This is a genomic window from Bordetella flabilis (assembly GCF_001676725.1).
Lineage (GTDB): Bacteria > Pseudomonadota > Gammaproteobacteria > Burkholderiales > Burkholderiaceae_B > Bordetella_C > Bordetella_C flabilis.
This window is the reverse complement of the sequence record NZ_CP016172.1, coordinates 3904048-3920900: the sequence shown is the minus strand read 5'-3', so window position 1 is coordinate 3920900 and position 16853 is coordinate 3904048. Positions and strand designations below refer to the sequence as shown.

The 16853-nt window shown below is 66.6% G+C and carries 13 protein-coding genes; 12 read left to right on the top strand and 1 reads right to left on the bottom strand.

Going from position 1 to position 16853, the window contains the following annotated elements; all coding sequences use genetic code 11:
- Positions 1-28: 28 nt before the first annotated feature.
- The gene (locus BAU07_RS17270) at positions 29-982 is read right to left on the bottom strand and encodes a LysR family transcriptional regulator (protein WP_066660003.1); all 954 of its coding nucleotides are present in this window, start codon (positions 980-982) and stop codon (positions 29-31) included.
- Positions 983-1325: 343 nt separating this feature from the next.
- Here BAU07_RS17270 and BAU07_RS17265 point away from each other — a divergent pair, with 343 nt between their 5' ends.
- The 12 genes from BAU07_RS17265 to BAU07_RS17210 are packed head-to-tail and all read left to right on the top strand — an operon-like array spanning position 1326 to position 16852.
- Entirely contained in the window at positions 1326-2309 is a 984-nt protein-coding gene (locus tag BAU07_RS17265) for a Bug family tripartite tricarboxylate transporter substrate binding protein (RefSeq protein ID WP_066660001.1), read from the top strand.
- Between the two features lie 36 nt (positions 2310-2345).
- A complete protein-coding gene (locus BAU07_RS17260; RefSeq protein ID WP_066659999.1) occupies positions 2346-3821 on the top strand; it encodes an aldehyde dehydrogenase family protein in 1476 nt (491 codons plus the stop codon).
- A 45-nt stretch (positions 3822-3866) separates the two neighbouring features.
- On the top strand, positions 3867-4850 hold the full coding sequence (locus tag BAU07_RS17255; RefSeq protein WP_066659996.1) for a Bug family tripartite tricarboxylate transporter substrate binding protein: 984 nt from the start codon (positions 3867-3869) through the stop codon (positions 4848-4850).
- Positions 4851-4878: 28 nt separating this feature from the next.
- Complete coding sequence (locus tag BAU07_RS17250) at positions 4879-7854, top strand: xanthine dehydrogenase family protein molybdopterin-binding subunit (protein ID WP_066659993.1); 2976 nt, start codon at positions 4879-4881, stop codon at positions 7852-7854.
- Positions 7851-8669: an FAD binding domain-containing protein gene (locus BAU07_RS17245; RefSeq protein WP_066665514.1), complete on the top strand. Its 819-nt coding sequence runs from the start codon at positions 7851-7853 to the stop codon at positions 8667-8669. The genes BAU07_RS17250 and BAU07_RS17245 overlap by 4 nt, the downstream gene beginning before the upstream one ends.
- Positions 8666-9184, top strand: a complete 519-nt coding sequence (locus BAU07_RS17240) for a (2Fe-2S)-binding protein (RefSeq protein WP_066659991.1) — start codon at positions 8666-8668, stop codon at positions 9182-9184. Before BAU07_RS17245 ends, BAU07_RS17240 begins: the two co-directional genes overlap by 4 nt.
- 3 nt (positions 9185-9187) lie before the next feature.
- Positions 9188-10747 (top strand): AMP-binding protein, encoded by a 1560-nt coding sequence (locus BAU07_RS17235; protein ID WP_066659988.1) that lies wholly within the window; start codon positions 9188-9190, stop codon positions 10745-10747.
- A gap of 47 nt (positions 10748-10794) precedes the next feature.
- On the top strand, positions 10795-12243 hold the full coding sequence (locus BAU07_RS17230) for a UbiD family decarboxylase (protein WP_066659985.1): 1449 nt from the start codon (positions 10795-10797) through the stop codon (positions 12241-12243).
- Positions 12240-12842, top strand: coding sequence for a UbiX family flavin prenyltransferase (locus BAU07_RS17225; protein WP_066659981.1), 603 nt, complete (start codon positions 12240-12242; stop codon positions 12840-12842). Before BAU07_RS17230 ends, BAU07_RS17225 begins: the two co-directional genes overlap by 4 nt.
- A gap of 58 nt (positions 12843-12900) precedes the next feature.
- A complete protein-coding gene (locus BAU07_RS17220) occupies positions 12901-13707 on the top strand; it encodes an enoyl-CoA hydratase/isomerase family protein (RefSeq protein WP_066659978.1) in 807 nt (268 codons plus the stop codon).
- An 18-nt stretch (positions 13708-13725) separates the two neighbouring features.
- Positions 13726-15444 (top strand): GMC family oxidoreductase, encoded by a 1719-nt coding sequence (locus tag BAU07_RS17215; RefSeq protein ID WP_066659974.1) that lies wholly within the window; start codon positions 13726-13728, stop codon positions 15442-15444.
- Positions 15445-15475: 31 nt separating this feature from the next.
- Entirely contained in the window at positions 15476-16852 is a 1377-nt protein-coding gene (locus BAU07_RS17210) for an MFS transporter (protein WP_066659972.1), read from the top strand.
- Position 16853 lies beyond the last annotated feature (1 nt).

Sequence of the window (16853 nt, the reverse complement as noted above, 5' to 3'; positions counted from 1 at the left end):
GTCCGCCCGCGACGGGCGGCCTGCGGCGCTATGTCATGCCGCGTTTCGGCGTGGTGTTCGCATCGGGCTGCTTGTCCGGCGCTTCCTCGTCGGCGAGGCTGCGCACATGTTTCGTCAGCACGGCGACGAATGCCGCGGCTTCCGCGCTCAATGTCCGGCGCGGATGCGTCACGCAGGCGACCTGGCGGATAAGGCGCGGGGATACGACATCGTGGCATCGCAGTCCGCCGCGCGTTACGTGATTGCGAACGGCCACACGCGGCAATAGCGTCGCATAGCGCGTACGTTCCACCAACTTGATGATGGACACGATGGAGTCCATTTCGAAGATCGGGGACAGGTCGATATCTTCGGCCTGCGCGAAGCTTTCCAGGATGCCGCGCAGGCCATGCTGCCGCGTCGGCAGGGCGAGTTCCAGCGCGGCCGCCTCGCGAAACGGAATCGTCGCGGCCAGATTGTGGGGATGCGTGGCCGACGTCACCATGATGACGTCTTCGTCGGCGACATGCTCGACATTGAGCGAGAGCGGCCGCCTGGGCTTGTTGATGAAGGCGGCATCCAGCTGGCCACCCGCCACCAGGTCCGCCAGCGTCGCGCTGTAGCCGTCCGTGACGGTGATCGTGACCTTGGGGTGCTGTCCGGCGAATTCCTCCATGGCATCCGACAGCACCCCTTGCGCCACCGAGGCGATCATCCCCACGTTGACATGGCCGTTTAGTTCGCCGTCGGTGCGCAGAACTTGTTCACGCGCATGGGCGAAGTCGCGCATGATCGGCAGGAATAGCCGGTACATCTGGCGTGCGGCCGATGTGGGCTGCATGCCTTGCTGGCTGCGCTCGAACAGCTTGCGTCCCAGTTCGTCCTCGAGCCTGGCGATCTGCATGCTGAGCGCCGGCTGCACGATATTCAACCGTCGCGCCGCGCGCGTCACCGTGCCTTCCTCGAACAGGCAAATGAAGTATTGGATCTGGCGAAATTCCATGGCTCTGGTTCAGATTCCGGGTGCGTGAGAACGCCGCAGCATCACCTTCGTTAATAGATGGGCGTCGGGCTGCGGCCACATAATCCCACGAATCGCCAGCGCGCGCGGGAAGTGACTGCTGCCTCTTCGCGCAACTACGCGGGTCGCGGCGTCCCGCTGGTGTATCAGGTTAACTGATCAACATAATCATTAAATATTAATTGACCTGATATATACCCCTGCCTAGACTTCTTTCCACAAAACGAGGCATTTGCCACCCCGGCATTGCGCAAGACCAGGACGGCTCTGCCGGCTTGCGTCTGGACAAAAACTACCGCCGCCCTGGCGGATCAAGGAGACCAAGGTGATCAAGGCGACCAAGCCCATCCTGCGTGTGCTGACCGCGGCAGCAGTCCTGCTGACTCCCCTCTGGGCCTGCGTGGCGCAGGCCTATCCGGACAAGCCGATCCATATCGTGGTGCCGTATCCGCCAGGGGGCTTCAACGACACGCTCGGCCGCGTGGTGGCGAACAAGCTGAGCCAGGCATGGGGACAGGCCGTCGTCGTGGACAACAAGCCCGGCGCAGGAACCATCGTCGGGACTTCCCTGGTCGCGAAGGCGGCGCCCGACGGCTACACGTTGCTGGTCGTGCAGTTTCCGTTCGCGGCCAATCCCTGGCTCTATCGCTCCCTGCCGTATGACACCCGCAAGGATTTCGCGCCGCTGGTATTGGCGGGGCAATCGCCCATGCTGCTTACCGTGCGCCGGGACTCCAAGGTCACGTCGGTGCAGGACCTGATCCGGGCCGCCAAGGCGGCCCCGCGCGCGATCAACTATGGCTCCTCGGGATCAGGATCGTCCAACCATCTCGCCATGGCGCTGTTCGAACGCATGGCCGGCGTCGAGATGACGCAGATCCCCTACAAGGGCAGCACGCCCTTGCTCACCGACCTCGCCGGCGGCCAGGTCGAGGCGGCGTTCGACGCACTGCCTCACGTCTTGCCCTTCGTGCAGTCCGGAAAGATACGGCCCATTGCCATCGCGGATTCGCGGCGCTCGCCGCTGATGCCCAAGCTGCCGACGGTGGAAGAGTCCGGTGTACCCGGATACGAGGTGTCCTCCTGGCACGGCTTCGTGGCGCCGGCGGGTACACCCGCGCCCATCCTCGACAAGCTCAACAAAGAGATCAACGCCATCCTGGCCATGGATGACGTGCGCATTGTGTTCAAGGAGCAGGGGGTCGTGCCGGCCGGCGGCAGCCGCGCCGACTTCTCGGCCTTCATCGAGAACCAGATGACGAAATGGGAAAAGGTCGTCAAACAGGCCGGCATCGAGCCGCAGCAATAGCAGTGCATGCGGAAGCAACGCAGGAGACGGCGGTCGATGGAAACACTGGACGTATTGAACCTGGTCGGCGGACATTGGCTGCCGGCGCAAAGCGGCCGCACGGGCCTGCGGCGTGATCCCGCCGACGGCACGGAAGTGGGCCGCTATGCCGACAGCGATGCCGACGATGCGCACGCCGCCATCGCGGCAGCCCGGCGCGCGTTCGACACGACGGCGTGGGCGCAAAGCCCGCGCATCCGGCAATCGGCCATGCTGCGGTGGGCGGATCGCATGGAAGCGCAGGCTGATGCGCTGGCCCGCCTGCTGACACGGGAAAACGGCAAGGTACTGGCGCAGTCGCATGGAGAGATCGCCGCGGCGATCTCGGAGATCCGCTATTACGCCGGTCTTGCCCGCTATTTGCCCGGACACGTCTTCGAGGTCGAGCCGGGCGTGTTCTCCACGCTGCTGAAGGAGCCCGCCGGCGTCGCCGGCCTCATCATTCCGTGGAATGCGCCGGCTGTCCTGTTGATACGCGCGCTGGCGCCCGCACTAGCCGCCGGCTGCACGGTGGTGATCAAGTCTGCCTGGCAAACCGCCCGGCTCAGTGGCCGCATCGTGCATGCGCTGGTGCACGACAACGCCGTGCCGCCCGGGGTCGTCAACGTCCTGACCGAAAGCGGCAGCGGCGCTGCGCAGGCCCTGGTGGCATCGGCGGATGTGGATGTCATCAGTTTTACCGGCTCCAACGCCGTGGGTCAGTGCATCATGGCGGCCGCCGCGCCGACCATGAAGAAGCTGTCCTTGGAGTTGGGCGGCAAGTCGTGCTGCCTGGTCTTCGACGATGTCGACGTGCAGTGGGTCGCGCCCCGTCTGGCGGCGGCGGCCACCATCATCTCCGGGCAGCAGTGCACTGCGGCGCGCCGGGTGCTGGTGCATGCTTCGCGCTACCAGGAGATGAAGGCCGCGCTGGCCGCGGCGCTGTCCGCGATACGGGTCGGGCCGGGGGCTTTGCCGCAGACCCAGATGGGCCCTCTGATCGACGAGCAGGCATTGGAGCAGGTGCAGTCCAGCATCGAGCAGGCTCAGCAATGCGCCGATGAGGTCGTGCTGGCGGGGCGGCGACTGGAGGGGCGGTTCGCCGCCGGATGCTTTGTGTCGCCCGCCTTGATCGCGCATCGCGACACGAGCGCCTTTTTCATCCAGGAAGAGATATTCGGACCGCTGCTGGTGCTGGAAAAGTTCGAGGACGAAGCCGACGCGATCGCGCGTGCGAATCACAGCGTCTACGGCTTGTCGGCCAGTGTCTGGACCCATGATGGCGCGCGCGCCATGCGCGTGGCGCGCGCCCTGCGCAACGGCACGGTATGGATCAACGACCACAACAAGCTGTACGCGGAAGCGGAGACGGGGGGCTACCGGCGCAGTGGCATCGGGCGGCTCCACGGTTTCGATGCCCTGGTCGATTTCACCGAGATCAAGCATATCTACCAGGACGCGGGCGTGGTGCCGCATCGCGATGCGACCGCATGATGGTCGCATGTCCGTGATTGACACGTAAAGCAACGGAGACAAGGCATGCCAGGAACATTGCGGACATTGGGGACATGGCTATCGGCGGCGGCGCTCGGGGCCGCGCTACTGAGCGGCGGGCCCGCCCGCGCCGACTATCCCGAAAAGGCCGTGCGCATCATCGTGCCGTACACGCCCGGCGGCTTCAACGACACCATGGCGCGCCTCTTCGCGAAGCATCTGCAGGACTCCATGGGCCAGCCCTTCATCGTCGAGAACAAGCCCGGCGCGGGCACCGTTATCGGCACCGAGGCCGGCGCCCGTGCGGCGCCGGACGGCTACACCCTGGTGATCGTCGGCTTTCCCCTGGTGGCCAACCAGTACCTGTACGGCAAGCTGCCCTACGACGCCAGGAAGGACTTCGCCCCGATCATCGTCGGCGCCCAGACGCCCAATTTCCTGGTCGTCAAGGCGTCTTCTCCGATCCAGTCGCTTCCGGAATTCGTCAGCCGCGCCAAAGCGCAGCCGGGCAAGCTGAACTACGCGACCGCCGGCACCGGTACGTCGAATCACCTGACGATGGCCTACTTCCAGGAAGAAGCCGGCATCCAGCTGGTGCAGGTGCCCTACAAGGGCAGTGCCCCCATGGTGACAGACCTGCTGGGCGGGCAGGTCGACACCATGTTCGACAACACGCCCAACGTATTGCCGCATATCAAGGCGGGGAAGATGCGAGCGCTGGCCGTCACCGGCGCCAAACGGTCGCCGCTGGCCCCGGATATTCCCACGGTGGCCGAGCAAGGCTACCCGGGTTTCGCGGTGTCGGTGTGGTATGGCCTCGCCGCGCCGGCCGGTACGCCGCCGGCCATCGTGGCCAGCCTGAACGCCGCGCTCAACAAGGCCTTGCAGACGCCCGAGGTACAGCGCGTCTTTGCCCAACAGGGCGTCGAACCGGTGGGCGGTTCGGTGGAAGACTTCCGGCGCTTCTTCGATGCGCAGATGGACAAATGGGCCGCGGTGATCCGCAAAGCGGACATCAAGGCGGACTGAGCACCAGACCAGGCAGGCGGACGCGGCAATGGACGCAAGGACGGAAACTGTGGTCTCCACCGCACCGGGGCACGTGGGAACACCGCGCCGCAGGGTGGAGGACCAGGCCATTCTGACGGGCCGCGGCCAGTATGGGGACGATGCGGGCATACGTCCCGGGACCTTGCATGCCGCCATTGTGCGTTCGCCCCACGCCCATGCGAAGCTGGCCAGGGTGGATGCCACGCGGGCGTTGGCCTTGCCTGGTGTGCGGGCCGTGCTGACGGGCGAGGATATCGCCGCGTGGTCGCGTCCATTCGTGGTCGGTGTCAAGCAGCCGATGGAACAGTGGGCGCTGGCCATGGACCGCGTGCGCTATGTGGGCGAGCCGGTAGCCGTCGTGGTCGCGGAGTCGCGCTACGTGGCGGAGGATGGCGCGGACCTCGTCGAAGTCGCCTACGAGACGCTGCGCGCCGCGGTGACGGTGGACGACGCGATCGCCGATGACGCGCCCGTGCTGCACGAGAAAGTCGGCAGCAATGTCGTCAGCGATCGCAGCTTTCGCTATGGCGACCCGGAAGCGGCCTTCGCGCAGGCCGCGCACCGCGTCGGCTTGACGGTGCGCTATCCGCGCAATTCCTGCACGCCCATCGAGTGCGCCGTGGTGCTGGCCGAATACCTGTCCGCCCAGGATGGCTATGACGTGAGCTCCAACTTCATGGGGCCGTTCTCCCTGCATACCGTGATGGCGTTGGCGCTGAAGGTGCCGGGCAACCGTTTGCGGCACCGTACTTTCGCGGACTCGGGCGGCAGCTTCGGCGTCAAGCAGGCGGTCTTTCCCTACGTGGTGTTGATGTGCCTGGCGGCGCGCAAGGCTGGCGCGCCGGTGAAATGGGTGGAAGACCGATTGGAGCACCTCGCCGCGGCGACCTCGGCCACCGGGCGCCTGTGCCATATCGAGGCGGCGGTCTCGGCCGAGGGCCGCATCCAGGCGCTGTCCTATGACCAGTACGACGATTGTGGCGGCTACCTGCGCGCGCCCGAGCCGGCGACCTTCTATCGCATGCATGGCTGCCTGACGGGCGCCTACGACATCCCCAATCTGGCGGTGCGCAACCGCGTCGTGCTGACCAACAAGACACCGGCCGGGCTGGTGCGCGGCTTTGGCGGCCCGCAGGTGTATTTCGCGCTGGAGCGCCTGATGCAGCGCATTTCCCGCGAACTCGATATCGAACCCCTCGAACTGTACCGGCGCAACTTCATAGACCGTAATGCCTTCCCATATCGTGCGGCGGCAGGCGCGCTGATCGATTCCGGCGATTATCACGGCGCGCTGGAGCTGGCGTGGCGTGGCGGCGGCCTGGAAGAACTTCACCGGCGTCGCGACGAGGTTCGGGCGCGCGGCGGTCTGTATGGCATCGGTTATGCGGCCATCGTCGAGCCCTCGGTTTCCAACATGGGGTACATCAGTACCGTCATGCCGGTCGAGGCACGTGAGAAGGCCGGTCCGAAGAACGGCGCCATCGCGGCGGCTACCGTGTCCGTGGATCCGCTGGGCGGCGTCAGCGTAGTGGTGGCTTCCGCACCGGCGGGCCAGGGCCACCGTACCGTCTGTGCCCAGGTGGTGGCCGATGTCCTGGGGCTGGACCCGGATGCGGTCGTGGTGAACATCGAGCTGGACACGCAGAAGGATGCATGGTCGGTGGCGGCGGGCAATTATTCCAGCCGCTTCGCCGGTGCGGTGGCCGGAACCGTGTACCTGGCGGCGTGCCGCCTGCGCGACAAGCTCGCGGCCATCGCCGCGGCCCAGTTCCGCTGCACGGCGCAGGACATCGTCTTCATCGACGGCACCATAGGGCCGCGCGCCGCCTCGCAGGCGGCGATGCCATTCACGCGCCTGGCCGCGAATCCGCACTGGGCACCGGCCCTTTTGCCCAAGGGTATGGAGCCCGGACTGCGCGAGACCGTGTTCTGGACGCCGCCGCAACTGATGGCCCCGGATGCGCAGGACCGCATCAATACATCCGCGGCGTATGGCTTCGCCTTCGACGTATGCGCGGTGGAAGTCGATGCCGACACGGGACGCGTGCGTATCGACCGCTATGTCACCGCGCACGACGCCGGTCGCATCCTGAACCCTGCGCTGGCCGACGGGCAGATCCGGGGCGCGTTCGCGCAGGGGCTGGGCGCCGCGCTGATGGAGGAGTTCCGCTATGGGCCCGACGGAAGTTTCCTGTCCGGCACGTTCGCCGACTACCTGGTGCCCACCAGCTGTGAGGTGCCGGAGCCCGTCATCCTGCATATGGAAACGCCCAGCCCGTTCACCCCGCTGGGCGCCAAGGGCCTGGGCGAAGGCAACAACATGAGTACGCCCGCCTGCGTGGCCAATGCCGTGGCGGACGCGCTTGGGGCCGTCGACGTTACGTTGCCGCTGACGCCGTCCAAGGTCATGGCCATGCTGGGCATCGCCGACCCGGCGCCATCCACGGGCGCCACGCCCACGCCCGCGGCGGGCGGCCGCGGCGGCAAGGCGCTGTCCGCGCAGGGCGAGGTGCGCTTGCCGGCGGCGCCGGCGGATGTCTACGCCGTGCTGATGGATCCTGTCGCGCTGGCCAAAGTGATACCCGGCTGCAGCGCGCTGGTCCCCGAGGGCGAGCACCGCTATCGCGCTGACGTCACCGTTGGGGTGGGAATGATCAAGGCGCGCTACGCGGCACAGGTGTCGTTGACCGACTTGAATCCGCCGCACAGCTTGCGACTGTCCGGCACGGGGATCTCCAGTGCCGGCACCGCCAAGGGCAGCGGCGTCGTCACGCTGGAAGCGGACGGCAGCGGTACCCGGCTGCGCTACGACTATGAAGCGGAAGTGTCGGGCAAGGTGGCCGCCGTCGGCAGCCGCATGCTGGAGGGCGCCGCGCGCATCGTCCTGCGGCAATTGTTCGATCAACTGGGCCGGCAGGCCGGTGGTGGCGGCGGTACGCCCTGGTGGCGCCGGCTGCTGGCCCGATGGGGGCGCAAGGCATGAAGCCGCAGGAATTCGACTACATACGGGCCGACCAGGCTCAGGATGCCGTGGACGCCCTCGCGCAGTTCGGCGGGGACGCGCGCATCCTGGCGGGCGGGCAATCCCTGATGGCGGTGCTCAATATGCGACTGGCCCAGCCGGCGGTGCTGGTCGATATCTCCCGTGCCCCCGACCTGGATTACGTCAAGGTGCAGGACGGGTGCCTGGTCGTCGGCGCGGCCGCCACGCAGGCCAGTGTCGAATGGCGTCCGGGGCTGGGCGACGAAGTCCCGCTGCTCGCCCAGGCCTTTCCCCATATTTCGCATTTCCAGGTGCGCAATCGCGGCACCGTCTGCGGATCCGTCGCCCATGCGGATCCCAGCGCCGAGCTGCCGCTGGTGCTGGCGGCGCTGGGCGGCCAGATCGTACTGCGCAGTCGCCGCAAGCGCCGCATCGTGCCGGCCGCCGAGTTCTTCCAGGGCATGTTGATGACTGCCCGCACGCCCGAAGAGTTGCTGGAGGAAGTGCGCTATCCGCTGGCGGCGCAGGGCACGCGCTACGCATTCGAGGAGTTCTCCGCGCGCCATGGCGACTTTGCCATGGTCGCCGTGGCGGCGGTGGGCGATGGCCAGGGTCTTAGGCTGGCGGTGGGCGGTGTCGCCGACCGGCCAGTCGTGCGCCGCTGGCCGCGCATGGCGGTCGCGGACCTGGCCAGCGCCGTCAACGATTTTGCCTGGCAACTCGACGCCCAGGACGACGCGCATGCCAGCGCCACATTCCGCCGCCATCTGGTGCGGCGGTTGGGACTGCGCGCGCTGGAAAAGGTGATGACATGAAAAAATTGTCCCGCGACCATACGCACGCCGTAAACGTCACATTGAATGGCCGTGCGCGCCGTGCGCCATGCGAGCCAAGGACGCTGCTCTCCGATTACCTGCGTCACGGCCTGGGCGCGACCGGCACCCACGTGGGCTGCGAGCATGGCGTCTGCGGCGCGTGCACCGTCCTGATCGACGGTGTGGCGTCCCGGTCCTGCCTGACGCTCGCCGTACAGGCGGAGGGGCGGCTGATCGACACCGTCGAGGGGCTGGCCGATGCCGACGGCGGCTTGAACGACCTGCAGGAAGCATTTCGCCGCAACCACGCGCTGCAATGTGGCTTCTGCACGGCCGGGATCCTCATGTCCTGCCAGGACTACCTGGGCCGCAACCCCGATCCGAGCGAACAGCAGGTGCGCGACATGTTGTCGGGACATCTGTGCCGCTGCACGGGCTACACGAACATTGTCAAGGCGGTTCTGGAGACGGCGGCGGCCCGTCGTGCCGGATCGCAATCGCGGGAAGGGGAATAACACATGCTGGATCTCGGCAAGACATTTCTGCAGAGCGTCGAACGCAGTCCCGATGCGCCGGCCATCGTCGACGGGGCGCGCACGCGGACCTATGGGCAATGGCATGCCGACATCGCGGCAGTGGCGGCAGGTCTGGCCGCCATGGGGCTGCGGCGCGGCGACCATGTCCTTGCCGTGCTCCAGAACCGTTTCGAAATGGCCACCCTGCACTGGGCATGCCAGTTCATGGGCCTGGTCATGACGCCGCTGAACTGGCGCGCGAAGGCCGACGAGGTCGACTATTGCGTGCGGGATGCCGAGGTCCGCGCGATCTTCTTCGAACCGGTCAGCGCGGACGCCGTACTGGAAAGCGCGGCGGCCGCCAGCCTTCCCAAGGTGGCGGTCAACGCCGCGGCGGGCGGTGACTCCGATTTCGAAACGCTGCTGGATAGCCATCGCGGCGCACCGTCGGCGCCGTCAGCCGGCGCCGACGACATGTCGCTGATGCTGTACACCTCCGGCACGACCGGCAAACCCAAAGGCGTGCCGCGCCGGCATCGGCACGAGCGGGCCGCGGCGCTCGCTCATGTGGCGCAGAACCTCTATGGCCGCGGCGAGCGCACGCTGGGCGTGATGCCGCTGTACCACACCATGGGTGTGCGGTCCCTGCTGGCGATGGCGATGGTGGATGGCCTGTTTGTCTGCATGCCCAAGTTCGACGCGGGCCAGGCCCTGCGGGCCATCGGCGAGCACAATCTGACTTGCCTGTATCTGGTGCCCACGCTCTATCACGACATGCTCGCGTATCGCGTGCAGCATGGCGGCGATGTGTCGTCGGTGACCAAACTCGGCTTTGCCGGCGCGCCCATGCATGACGCGCTGTTGCGGCGGCTCAATGATGTGTTCCGGCCGCAGCTCTTCGTCAACCACTACGGGTCTTCCGAGGTCTACACCTGCGCGGTCGAGCCGGACGCGACGCGCAAGGCCGGCAGTGCCGGCAAGGCGGGAATCAATACGCGCATCCGTGTCGTCGCGCTGGGTGCCGCTTCTTTGGACGCGATCCTGCCGCCGGGACAGGAAGGCGAAATCGTTGCCGACCTGGCCGGCGACGAGGCCTTCGAATGTTATTGGAAACGGCCGGATGCCGACGCCAAATCGATACGAGCCGGATGGTATCGAACCGGCGATACCGGCTACTTCGATGCCGACGGCGACCTGTTCGTCACGGGACGGGTGGACGACATGATCATCAGTGGGGGGGAGAACATCTCGCCCGTGGATATCGAGTCGGTGTTGTCGCTGCATCCTGCGGTCGACGAGGTGGCCGTAGCCGGCCTGCCCGACGAGCGCTGGGGCCAGCGCGTGGTGGCCTTCGTCAAGCGCCAGGCCGATGTGGACGCCGCTGCGCTGGACAGCCATTGCCGAAACTCGGACCTGCTCAATTTCAAGCGGCCGCGGGAATACGTTTTCGTCCAGGCCATCCCAAAGTCGCCGGTGGGCAAGGTCCTGCGCCGCAAGCTCGTCGCCGGCGAGTACGAGCCCGATCCTGCCTCGGTGCGCGGCGCCCAGGACCCGAAGCAATGAGCCGCGGCTCCGCCGCATAGCCCACCACCACTTGCCGAGCAATGTCCATGAACAAAGTCCAGCACACCCCTCCGCATACCGACCTGCGCGGCTGGCTCAGCCATCTGGCCGCCACCGGCCGGGTGGCAGCCATCAAGGAGGGCGCGGCCCTCGAACACGAACTGGCAGCCATCGCCAAGCGCCTGGATGGTCGTCAGGCGGCCTATTTCCCCAAGCCCGGCGGCCGTGATATCCCCGTGATCTCGGGTTTCATGTCGCGCCGCGCCTGGATCGCGGAAGCCATGGGCGTGCCCGAGTCTGAGCTGCTCGGCGCCTTTCGCGAGGCCGCGGCCACGCCGCTCCCGTGGCAGGAAGTGCCAGCCGGCGAGGCGGTCTGCCAGCAGGTCGTCCATCGGGAGCCCGACGTGCGCGCCTTGCTGCCCGTGCCCACCCACAGCGAACACGACAACGGTCCGTATATCACTGCCGGCATGGTGATCGCCCGCAATCCCGCGACCGGCGTGCAGAACGTGTCCATCAATCGCATCCAGGTCCATGCCCGGGACCGCATGGCCATCCTGATGCTGCCTCGCCACCTGTACGCCTTCTACAAGGAAGCGGAACGGCTGGGGCAGGCGTTGCCGGTTGCCATCGTCATCGGCGCCGACCCGCTGACCCTCCTGGCGTCGCAGGCGATCGCGCCCATCGACCACGACGAACTGGAGATTGCCGGCGCGCTGCATGGACGTCCGCTTCCGGTGGTCAAATGCCTGACCAACGATGTGCGCGTTCCAGCCGATGCCGAGATCATCATCGAGGGACGCGTCCTGAACGGCGTGCGCGAGGCCGAAGGGCCGTTCGGCGAATTCCCCAAGTACTACAGCGCACGCGAGGAGCGCGAAGTGATCGCGGTGGATGTCATCACGCACCGTGCTTCGCCCATCTACCACACCATCGTTCCCGCCGAGATGGAGCACCTGCTGCTCGGCTCCATCCCGCGCGAAGCCACGCTCCTGGCGTATTTGCAGCGCAGCTTCCCGGGGGTATCGGACGTGCATTTGTCCATCGGGGGCGTAGGGCGGTATCACCTGTACGTGAAACTCCGCAAGACCCACGAAGGGCAGCCCAAGAACGTCATCCTGTGCGCCTTTGGTGCCCACTACGACATCAAGCAGGTCGTGGTGGTGGACGACGATGTGGAGGTGCATGATCCCCAGCAGGTCGAATGGGCCGTCGCCACGCGCTTCCAGGCGGACCGGGACCTGGTCGTGATATCGGGCGCGCAGGGCTCCGTGCTGGACCCCTCGACCACGGTGGCAGGCAGCGCCAACGACGGGGTCGCGCCTGCGCACCTGCAGGGCATCAGTGCCAAGATGGGCCTGGATGCCACACGGCCGGTGTCGTATCACGAACATGTTTTCACCAAGGTCCGCGTCCCGGGCGAGGACACCGTGGATTTGCAGGCCTGGATAGAGGCGGGCGGAACCGTCGACTTCACGCCGGCGGCCGCGCCATGACCGCAGCAGCACGTTCCAAGCGCCTGGTGGTCGCCATCACGGGAGCCAGCGGCGCCATCTATGGCGTGCGCATCCTGGAGCAACTGCGCCGGCATCCGGATTGGGAGAGCCATCTCGTGCTGTCGGCGTCGGGAGCCCTGACCGCGGCCCAGGAGCTTGCGCTCAAGCGCGCCGATATCGAGGCCCTTGCCGACGTCGTCCACAACGTCAAGGATATCGGCGCTTCCGTCGCCAGCGGTTCGTTTGCGACCGAAGGCATGGTAGTGGCGCCATGCTCGATGAAAACGCTGGCGGCCGTCGCCTTGGGCATGGCGGACAACCTGGTCAGCCGCGCCGCCGACGTGGCATTGAAGGAGCGGCGCCGCGTGGTCCTGGTGGCGCGCGAGACGCCGCTGAACCTGGCGCATCTGCGCAACATGACCAGCGTGACCGAAATGGGCGGGATCGTGTTTCCGCCCGTGCCGGCCTTCTACAACCAGCCCGCATCGCTGGACGACGTGGTCAATCACACCGTGGGCCGCGTTCTCGACCTGTTCGGCATTCCACATGAAAACCTGCTGGAACGCTGGGACGGTTTGCGCAAGCCTTTCGGGCCTTGACATCGAGGCGGGGCCACCCCGGTACGAACACAAACCCATACCCTGAAGGAGCATCACCGTGACGTCACTGCGACACCCCGCCGAAACCCTGCTGGCCAAGCTGGACGGCTTTCGCGTCGATATCGACGCGAATGGCCAGCGCGCCGATATCGTGCTGAACCGCCCGCCGTTCAATGTCGTGTCCATGCCGCAGCGCGACCAGTTGCGCGCCGTCTTCGAGGCACTGGATGAAGACGAACGTGTGCGCATCATCGTCCTGCGTGCCGAAGGCCAGCACTTCTCCAGCGGAGGCGACATCAAGGGATTCCTGGAGGCGTCTCCGGAACACGTTTCCAAGCTGGCATGGAACGTCGCCGCGCCGGCGCGCTGCAGCAAACCCGTCATCGTCGCCAATCGCGGATATTGCTTCGGTGTCGGCTTCGAGCTTTCCCTGGCCTGCGACTTCCGCATGGCCAGCGAGACCACGCTGTACGCGTTGCCCGAGCAGAAGCTGGGGCAGATTCCCGGCTCCGGAGGATCGGCACGCTTGCAGAAGATGGTGGGCATAACGCGGACCAAGGACGTCGTGATGCGGTCGCGCCGGATCACCGGCCAGCAGGCCTACGACTGGGGCGTGGCCACCGAAGTGGTGCCCGACGCCGAACTGGAGTCGGCGACGGACAAGCTGGTGGCCGAACTGCTCGGGTTCTCCCCGATCGCTCAACGCACCGCCAAGAAGCTTTTGAACGATACGGAGGATGCATCCCTGTCCGCATCGATCGAACTGGAGGGGCACTGCTACAGCCGCCTGCGCAGCTCCGACGATTTCCGCGAGGGCGTGGAGGCCTTCCATGGCAAGCGCGCGCCGGCGTTCCGCGGCAGCTGAATCCTGAGGACGCCAGTCATGGAAGCCGTGGGAGAACGCTACGACTACGTGATCGTCGGCGGTGGTTCGGCCGGGTGCGTGCTGGCGCATCGGCTTTCCGCCCGCCCGGGGTGCCGCGTGGCCCTGGTGGAGGCAGGCGACGATACACCGCCCGGCGCGGTCCCGGACGAGATTCTCGACAGCTACCCCATGCCCGTGTTCTGCGGGAATAAATGGATCTGGCCTGAACTGACGGCGACCGCCACCCGTGCTGCGTCGCGCCGCGTATACGAGCAGGGACGCGTGATGGGCGGCGGCTCCAGCATCAACGTCCAGTCGGCCAATCGCGGGCTTCCGCGGGACTACGACGGCTGGGCCGAGGCGGGCGTGCATGGCTGGGCCTGGGACGATGTGCTGCCGTATTTCCGCAAGCTGGAGCGGGACCTCGATTTTCCCCATCATGCCTTGCACGGCGCCGACGGACCGGTGGCGATCCGCCGCATCCAGCCGCCGGACTGGCCCCCGTTCTGCCATGCTTTCGCGCTAGGTTTGCGGCGCCAGGGACTCGCGGCGCTGAAGGACCAGAACGCAGAATTCGGCGATGGCTATTTTCCCGCGGCGTTTTCCAATGAGCACGACAGGCGGGTGTCGTCGGCCACCGCCTATCTCGACGTCGCCACGCGGGCGCGGCCCAATCTGCGCATATTCGCCAACACCCGCGTGCAACGTATCGTTATGGAGGGAAGCGCCGCGCGCGGCGTGGTTGCCGTGGACGCCGCCGGACGGACCTTGCGCCTGCTTGCCCGGGAAACCGTGGTCTGCGCAGGCGCCTTGCAGTCCCCTGTCTTGCTGATGCGCGCCGGTATCGGGGATGCTGCAGCACTGTCACGGCTGGGTATCGCCAGCACCGTGCACCTGCCCGGCGTGGGGCGGAACCTGCAGGACCATCCGACATTGACCTTCTGCCATTTCCTGGCCCCGCGCTGGCGCATGCCGCTGGAACGGCGTCGCGCCAGCATGCTGGCTGCTCGCCTGTCTTCCGGCGTGCCGGGTTGCGAGTCGTCGGACCTTTATCTTTCGAGCGCCACGCGCGCGGCCTGGCACGCGTTGGGCAATCGGCTGGGTTTGTTCTTCCTGTGGTGCAACCGTCCGTATTCTCGTGGCCGGGTGGACCTGCTGTCGCCCGATCCCGACACGGCGCCGCGCGTGGATTTGAACCTGCTGGACGACGATCGCGACGCCGCGCGCCTGATGGCCGGCGTGCGCATGCTGGCCCGTGTCGTATCCGCCATGGGGGTGAGCGGCGACGAGCACGACTTTTTTCCGGCGGCGTTCTCGCCGCGCGTGAAGGCCTTGAGCCGGTTCAGCCCGGCCAATGCGCGACTGACCCGCGTGCTGGGTGCCTTGCTCGATGCGCCGGCGCCGTTGCGACGCGCGCTGATGGGACGATTCTTCAACGGCGGGCGCCGCATGTCGGCGCTGATGAGCGATGAGATGGCCCTGGCCGCATTCGTCCGCCGCAATGTGTTCGGAGTATGGCATGCCAGCGGTACGTGCCGGATGGGCGATGCCAAGGATGCCCATGCCGTCACGGACACGCAGGGACGCGTGCACGGCGCACAGGGACTGCGCGTGGTCGACGCGTCGTTGATGCCGCGCCTGCCCTCGGCCAACACGAATATTCCGACGATCATGATCGCGGAGAAGATTGCCGACGCCATGGGGCGATCGGCGGTGCTGCCTACGCGCACGGCCTAGCCGGTGTGCGTCCATAACCTGGGAGATGAAGATGTCCATTAGCGCGCAGCACGCCGCGGCGCATCCCGCGGCCGGCAACAGGCAGGTGGTCGGGGCCGTCGTCGCATCCTGCCTGGGATGGGCCCTGGACCTGTTCGATCTGTTCGTCCTTCTCTATGTCGCACCGGTGGTGGGTCGGCTGTTTTTCCCGTCGGAACACGCCATGCTATCTCTGGCCGCGGTGTACGCGTCGTTCGCCGTGACCTTGCTCATGCGACCGCTGGGATCGGCGTTATTCGGTTCCTATGCCGACCGCAAGGGCCGCAAGGGCGCGATGATACTCGCGGTGGTGGGCGTCGGCCTGACGACGGCCGCATTCGGCCTGTTGCCGACCGTGGCGCAAGTGGGGCTGCTGGCGCCGGTGCTGTTCATTGTCCTGCGGCTGGTGCAAGGCATCTTCGTGGGTGGTGTCGTGGCGTCCACGCATACCATAGGCACGGAATCCGTCGCGCCCAAGTATCGCGGCGCCGTGTCGGGGCTGATCGGCGGGGGAGGGGCGGGCATCGGCGCCTTGCTTGCTTCGCTGACGTATATGGTGATGTCCTATCTCTTTCCGGGCGAACAGTTCGACCAATGGGGCTGGCGCTGCATGTTCTTCACCGGCATCATCAGTTCGGTGCTGGGCGTGTTCATCTTCAACCGCCTGGAAGAATCTCCGCTCTGGAAGAAACTCGCCGCCGAAAAGGCTGCGCGCGCCGAGCAGGCGCGGCGGCAGGGGACCGTGGACCTTGCACGCTCCCCGGTACGTACGCTGTTCTCACGCGACTACCGTGCCGTGCTGGGCGTGAACCTGCTGCTGACCGCCGGTGGCGGCAGCGCCTACTACCTGACCTCGGGCTACCTGCCCACGTTTCTGAAGGTCGTCAACCAGGTCCCCAGCGGTGTGGCGGCCGCGATCCTGATGATCAGCAGCGTGGCCGTGGTGATCGCCGCCATTGGCGTCGGCCACCTGAGCTCCATCCTGGGCCGCAAGCGCACTTTCATGCTGGTAGGGGTGATCCAGGTCGTCGCCTTGCCGCTGCTGTACCTCCAAATGCCGGCCGCGCCCGGTGCCATGACGGTGGGCCTGTACGCGGTGATCCTGAGCGCGCTCGGCAGCTCCGGCTATGCCCCCATCCTCATCTTCCTGAACGAGCGCTTCCCCACGGCGATACGCGCCACCGGGACGGGGCTTTCCTGGAATATCGGATTCGCCATCGGCGGCATGATGCCCACTTTCGTTTCGCTGGTGGCGAAGACGCCTGCGGACCTGCCGGTGACACTGGCCATATTCGGCGCAGGCATCAGCCTGGTCTTCCTGCTCGGCGCGTTCATCGTGCCGGAAACGCTCGGACGGCTGGAAGGCAGTCCGGCAGCTGGAAAGGCCTGAT

Coding starts and splice junctions, on each gene's coding strand:
- BAU07_RS17210 (WP_066659972.1), top strand. CDS start 15,476: ATGTCCATTAGCGCGCAGCACGCCGCGGCGCATCCCGCGGCCGGCAAC.
- BAU07_RS17255 (WP_066659996.1), top strand. CDS start 3,867: ATGCCAGGAACATTGCGGACATTGGGGACATGGCTATCGGCGGCGGCG.
- BAU07_RS17260 (WP_066659999.1), top strand. CDS start 2,346: ATGGAAACACTGGACGTATTGAACCTGGTCGGCGGACATTGGCTGCCG.
- BAU07_RS17230 (WP_066659985.1), top strand. CDS start 10,795: ATGAACAAAGTCCAGCACACCCCTCCGCATACCGACCTGCGCGGCTGG.
- BAU07_RS17215 (WP_066659974.1), top strand. CDS start 13,726: ATGGAAGCCGTGGGAGAACGCTACGACTACGTGATCGTCGGCGGTGGT.
- BAU07_RS17270 (WP_066660003.1), bottom strand. CDS start 982: ATGGAATTTCGCCAGATCCAATACTTCATTTGCCTGTTCGAGGAAGGC.
- BAU07_RS17235 (WP_066659988.1), top strand. CDS start 9,188: ATGCTGGATCTCGGCAAGACATTTCTGCAGAGCGTCGAACGCAGTCCC.
- BAU07_RS17225 (WP_066659981.1), top strand. CDS start 12,240: ATGACCGCAGCAGCACGTTCCAAGCGCCTGGTGGTCGCCATCACGGGA.
- BAU07_RS17250 (WP_066659993.1), top strand. CDS start 4,879: ATGGACGCAAGGACGGAAACTGTGGTCTCCACCGCACCGGGGCACGTG.
- BAU07_RS17245 (WP_066665514.1), top strand. CDS start 7,851: ATGAAGCCGCAGGAATTCGACTACATACGGGCCGACCAGGCTCAGGAT.
- BAU07_RS17240 (WP_066659991.1), top strand. CDS start 8,666: ATGAAAAAATTGTCCCGCGACCATACGCACGCCGTAAACGTCACATTG.